Here is a 5,045-nt window from a genome sequence, read left to right on the forward strand (position 1 = left end):
GGTCCACCCCACACGGCCACGTCGCCGTGCTGCAGGCGGTAGCGCGCGGGCCTGTCGCCGCGGCTCGAGCCGCCGAACAGAAACACGGCCGGCAGGCCCAGCGACACCGACACGATGGGCGCGTCCAGCGTGCCCTCGTCCTTGTCCTGGTGCAGCGAAAGCCGCGCGCCGGGTTCATAGCGGTTGATCAGGCAGGCGTCGGGATGGAAATTTTCAAAGCCGGCCTCCTCCGCGGCGCGCAACGCGAGTTCGGCAAAGCAGGCAGGCATGGCTGGCCAGGGCTTCCCGGAGAGCGGGTCCTTCGCGTCATAACGGTAGCCGCTGCGGTCGGATACCCAGCCCAGCGCGCCGCAATTGCTCATCGCGACCGACATGGTGTAGCCGCCCGGCGTGACCAGGTGGCGCAGCGGCGCGGCCGCGATGACGCCTTCCACCGCTTGCAGCAAGGCTTCATCTACATCAAGCGCAAAACCGCGCAGCAGCGCCGCGCCCGGCGCGATCGCCTCGGGTGCGGCATAGGGTGGCGGTGCGTCATCAAAAAGGCCTGGAGTCAAACCATCTCCTTGATTCCTTACGTGCGCGCGCGGCAAGCTCACTGCGCGTCATGAAAAATAATCCCCAGCGTGTGGCGGTGGCCGCTGCGCACGGTGCTCACACCATGCCGCATGTTGACCCGGTAAAAACCCCGGCTGCCCTGCACCGGTCGATGGTGTACGGCGAACACCACGGCATCGCCCTGCTTCAGGGGCACCACCTCGGGCCGCGACTGCATGCGCGGGCGCTGCTCGGTCAGCACAAACTCACCGCCGCTGAAGTCCTCAACCGGGCGCGACAGCAACACCGCGACCTGGAGGGGAAACACATGCTCGCCGTACAGGTCCTGGTGCAGGCAGTTGTAGTCGCCGGGCCCGTATTGCAAGAGCAGCGGCGTGGGCCGCTGCTGGCCGGCCTTGTGGCAGCGTGCCAGGAAATCGGCATGGTCGGCCGGATAGCGCACGTCTATCCCCATGGCTTCGTTCCAGGCATTGGCCACGCCGACCAGGCGCGGGTAGAGCGCGGCGCGCAGATTCGCAACGATATCGGGCAGCGGGTAACTGAAGTACTGGTATTCGCCCTGGCCGAAGCCATGGCGCTGCATCACCACGCGGCTGCGGAAGCGGCGCATGTCCGCGTACAGGCTGGCGACGGCTTCGCATTCGCGCACGCTCAGCAGTTGCGGCAATACGGCGCTGCCATGGCGGTTCAGCGTGGCTGTGGTGATATCCCAGTCATCGGCGCCTGCAAGGTCGGGCAATAAGGTGGGTGCTTCGGTCACAAGAGGCATGGGTGGTCCGTGGGCGATGGAAATACCATCAACACCCTCAGGATAAATCCGGCGGCTCGCTTTCGCTCGCCGGAATCGGACATTCCATTCGGGGGCCGGATCAGGCCGCCAGCTCGCTCAGGATGGGGCAGTCGGGCCGGCTGTTGCCCTGGCAGCAGTGGGCCAGGTGGCCCAGGGTCTGCTTCATGGCCTGCATCTCGGCGATGCGGCGCTCCAGGTCGGCCACATGGGCCAGCGCGATGCGCTTGACGTCCGCGCTGGCGCGGCGCTTGTTCTGCCACAGCTTGAGCAGCTCGGTGATCTCGGCCATGCTAAAGCCCAGCGCGCGGGCGCGGCGTATGAAGCGCAGCGTGTGCACCTCTTTTTCGCCGTACTGGCGGTAGCCCGCCTCGGTGCGGTGCACCGTGGGCAGCAGGCCCAGCGACTCGTAGTGGCGGACCATCTTGGCCGACACGCCCGATCGCGCGGCGGCCTGGCCGATGTTGAGGGGGCCGATGTTAATGGCGTCAAGGGTGTCGATGGCTTCAGTCATGGGCGTTTCCTTTCCAGCGGTGCAGCAGCAAGGCGTTCATCACCACGCTGGCACTGCTCAGCGCCATGGCGGCGCCGGCGATCACGGGGCTCAAAAACCCCAGCGCGGCCAGCGGGATGCCGACCACGTTGTAAACAAAAGCCCAGAACAGGTTCTGGCGTATCTTGGCGTAGGTGCGGCGCGAGATGTCGATTGCGCCGGCCACCAGCGCCGGGTCRCCGCGCATCAGCGTGATGCTGGCTGCGTGCATGGCCGCGTCGGTGCCGGTGGACATCGCGATGCCGACGTCGGCGGCGGCCAGGGCCGGCGCATCGTTGATGCCGTCGCCGACCATGGCCACGCGCCCGCCTTTTGACTGGATGCCGGCCTTGAGCTGCCCGATGATGGCGGCCTTGTCTTCCGGCAACACCTGGCTGTGCACGATGTCAATGCCGAGTTGCCGCGCCACGGTTTCGGCGCTGCCACGGTTGTCGCCGGTCACCAGGGCGGTCTGTATGCCCAGCGCGTGCAGGCGGGCAACGGCGGCCCCCGCGCTGGTCTTAAGCGTGTCGCCAAAAGCCAGCAGCCCGAGCAAGCGGGGGGCGCCGGAGGCATCGGCGAGCCAGGACACAGTCCGGCCCTGGGCTTCGAGTTCTTTGGCGCGAGCGTTCAGCACGGCAAAGCCGGTGAGGTCCAGGCCCAGCTCCTGCATGAAGCCCGGGCTCCCGAGCCGGAGTTCGCGGCCCGCCACCACGGCAGCCATGCCGCGTCCCGCGACGGCGCGCAATTGGGTTGCCGCGGGGACCTCGAGCGACTGCTCAGCCGCGCGCCGTATCACGGCCCTGGCCAGCGGGTGTTCGCTGCCCGACTGGATCGCCGCGGCCCAGGCCAGCAGTTCATGGTCCGCGATGCCGTGGGGCTCAAGTGCCACCAGCTCGGGCTTGCCTTCGGTCAGGGTGCCGGTCTTGTCGAAGGCCACGATCTTGACGCTGTGCGCCACCTCCAGCGCCTCGGCATCCTTGATCAGGATGCCCTGGCGGGCGGCGGCGCCGGTGCCCACCATGATGGCGGTCGGTGTGGCCAGGCCCAGCGCGCAGGGGCAGGCAATCACCAGCACGGCGACGGCGTTCAAAATGGCAGCTTCCCAGTTCTGCGTCGCCAGGCCCCAGCCGAGCAGGGTCACCACGGCAATGCCTATCACCACCGGCACGAAGACCGCACTGACCTGGTCGACCAGCCGCTGTATCGGCGCTTTTTTGGCTTGCGCGGACTCGACCATGCGCACGATGCGGGCCAGCGTGGATTCCGCGCCTATGGCCGTGGTGCGGACCACGATCAGGCCTTCGGCGTTGACCGCGCCGCCCGTGACCCGGTCGCCTGCGTGCTTCATGACCGGCAGGCTTTCGCCGGTGATCAGGGATTCGTCCACCTGCGTGGCGCCTTCGACGATCTCGCCGTCCACCGCGATGCGCTCGCCGGGGCGCACCACCACCAGGTCGCCGAGCTGTATTTCTTGCAGGGCGACGTCTTCATCTTTCCCGTCGCGGCGGCGGCGCGCGGTGTCGGGTCGCAGCGCCTGCAGCGCGCGTATCGCGGCGGTGGTCTGATGCTTGGCGCGTGTTTCCATCCACTTGCCCAGCAGCACCAGCGTGATGACCACGGCCGAGGCCTCGAAATACAGGTGGGCCATGCTGTGGCCGCCATGGCGCAGCAACTGGTAGACGCTCAGGCCGTAAGCCGCCGAGGTGCCCAGAGCGACCAGCAGGTCCATATTGCCGCTGCGGGCGCGCAGCGCGCTCCAGCCGGCACGGTAAAAGCGCGCGCCCAGCCAGAACTGCACCGGCGTGGCGAGCAGCCATTGCAGCCATCCGTCGAGCATCCAGTCCTTGCCGAAGAGTGTGCCCACCATGGGCAAGGCCAGCGGCGCCGACAGGACGGCCGCCAGCGCGATGGGCCACCAGGGGGCGGCGGGGCTGTTCACGGCGCCCTCACCGGCGGCCGGGATTTCCCGCGCCTGGTATCCAGCCCTGGCCGCCGCCGCCATCAGCGTGGGCAGCATGGCGGCGCTGCCGGCCACGCTGACTTCGGCGGTCTCGGTCGCCAGGTTGACGTTGGCCGAGAGCACGCCCGGCACCTGCCTGAGCGCTTTTTCCACGCGCGAGACGCAGGAAGCGCAGGTCATGCCGTCTATCCTGAGTTGCAGGGATTGCTCAGCCACGCTGTAGCCGGCTTTGGCGACGGCGGCCTTCAGCGTGTCCACGCCGACATCGGCGCGCGCCTTCACGCTGGCCTGTTCGGTCGCGAAATTGACGCTGACGTCCTGGACGCCGGGGACATTGGCCAGCGAGCGTTCCACGCGCGCCACGCAGGAGGCGCAGCTCATGCCCTGGACGGGAAACTGCCACTCGGCCAGCGCGGCCGCGGCGGAAGGTGTTTTGAAGGAGGCGCTTGTGTTCATGGGGATAGTCTGAACCTTACCACCATGGGAGGGTCAAGCCCGAGGGACAATAGCCACGGAAGCGGGGAGGGTTTGGCCGGCCTGGCTTGACCCTGCCCCCATGGAAAGGTTCAGACTGCTGTTCAAACCCTTTATTTCACAACCCAAGGAATCCTCGATGGAATTCACCATCCCCGCCATGAGCTGCGGCCACTGCGCCGGCGCCATCACTCAGGCCGTCAAGTCGCTGGACCCGGCCGCGCAGGTCCGCGTGGACCTGGCGGCCAAAAAAGTCGTGGTGCAGTCCTCGCAAGACCGGCCGGCCGTGGCGGCGGCGCTCGCCGAGGCGGGTTATCCCGCACAGTAAGCCGCCTTCGGACGACGGCGGTGGCGTTTGGGCATCGATAGAATGGCCCTTCCTCCACCCTTCAAGCCGCCTAGTGTCCGACCGATTCGCCGTCCTTCCCCAATACCTGTTTCCCAAGCAGGCGCTGACTTCCTTCGCCGGTTTCGTGGCCTCGCGCGAGCGCGGCTGGGTCACCACGGAAATCATCCGCCGCTTTGTCGCCAAGTACCGGGTCAACATGGACGAGGCGCTCAACTCCGACATCGCCAGCTACCTCACCTTCAACGACTTCTTCACGCGCGCGCTCAAGCCCGGCGCGCGCCCGTTGGCGGCGGCCGAGCTGGTGTCGCCGGTGGACGGCGCGATCAGCCAGTTCGGCGGGATCGAAAAAGACCAGATCTTCCAGGCCAAGGGCCACAGTTATTCC

Annotated in this window: 6 protein-coding genes; 2 read left to right on the plus strand and 4 right to left on the minus strand. The window is 67.4% G+C overall.

The window, feature by feature from the left end:
* The 4 genes from alkB to AC1D0P_RS21635 all read right to left on the minus strand — a co-directional run.
* On the minus strand, positions 1–554 hold a 554-nt coding region (gene alkB, locus AC1D0P_RS21620; RefSeq protein ID WP_477678631.1), incomplete at its 3' end, for a DNA oxidative demethylase AlkB.
* Positions 555–592: 38 nt separating this feature from the next.
* Positions 593–1,324 (minus strand): 2OG-Fe(II) oxygenase, encoded by a 732-nt coding sequence (locus AC1D0P_RS21625; RefSeq protein WP_477678632.1) that lies wholly within the window; start codon positions 1,322–1,324, stop codon positions 593–595.
* Positions 1,325–1,424: 100 nt separating this feature from the next.
* Complete coding sequence (cueR, locus tag AC1D0P_RS21630) at positions 1,425–1,856, minus strand: Cu(I)-responsive transcriptional regulator (RefSeq protein ID WP_477678633.1); 432 nt, start codon at positions 1,854–1,856, stop codon at positions 1,425–1,427.
* Complete coding sequence (locus AC1D0P_RS21635) at positions 1,849–4,293, minus strand: heavy metal translocating P-type ATPase (protein ID WP_477678634.1); 2,445 nt, start codon at positions 4,291–4,293, stop codon at positions 1,849–1,851. Before AC1D0P_RS21635 ends, cueR begins: the two co-directional genes overlap by 8 nt.
* A 100-nt stretch (positions 4,294–4,393) precedes the next feature.
* On the opposite strand from AC1D0P_RS21635, the gene AC1D0P_RS21640 reads away from it, so the two are divergent.
* Both AC1D0P_RS21640 and AC1D0P_RS21645 read left to right on the plus strand, forming a co-directional pair.
* The gene (locus AC1D0P_RS21640) at positions 4,394–4,639 is read left to right on the plus strand and encodes a heavy-metal-associated domain-containing protein (protein ID WP_477678635.1); all 246 of its coding nucleotides are present in this window, start codon (positions 4,394–4,396) and stop codon (positions 4,637–4,639) included.
* Between the two features lie 73 nt (positions 4,640–4,712).
* Positions 4,713–5,045 (plus strand): phosphatidylserine decarboxylase (locus tag AC1D0P_RS21645; protein WP_477678636.1); only part of this gene is annotated, 333 nt, incomplete at its 3' end.

This window comes from Polaromonas sp. P1_G2, assembly GCF_056405515.1.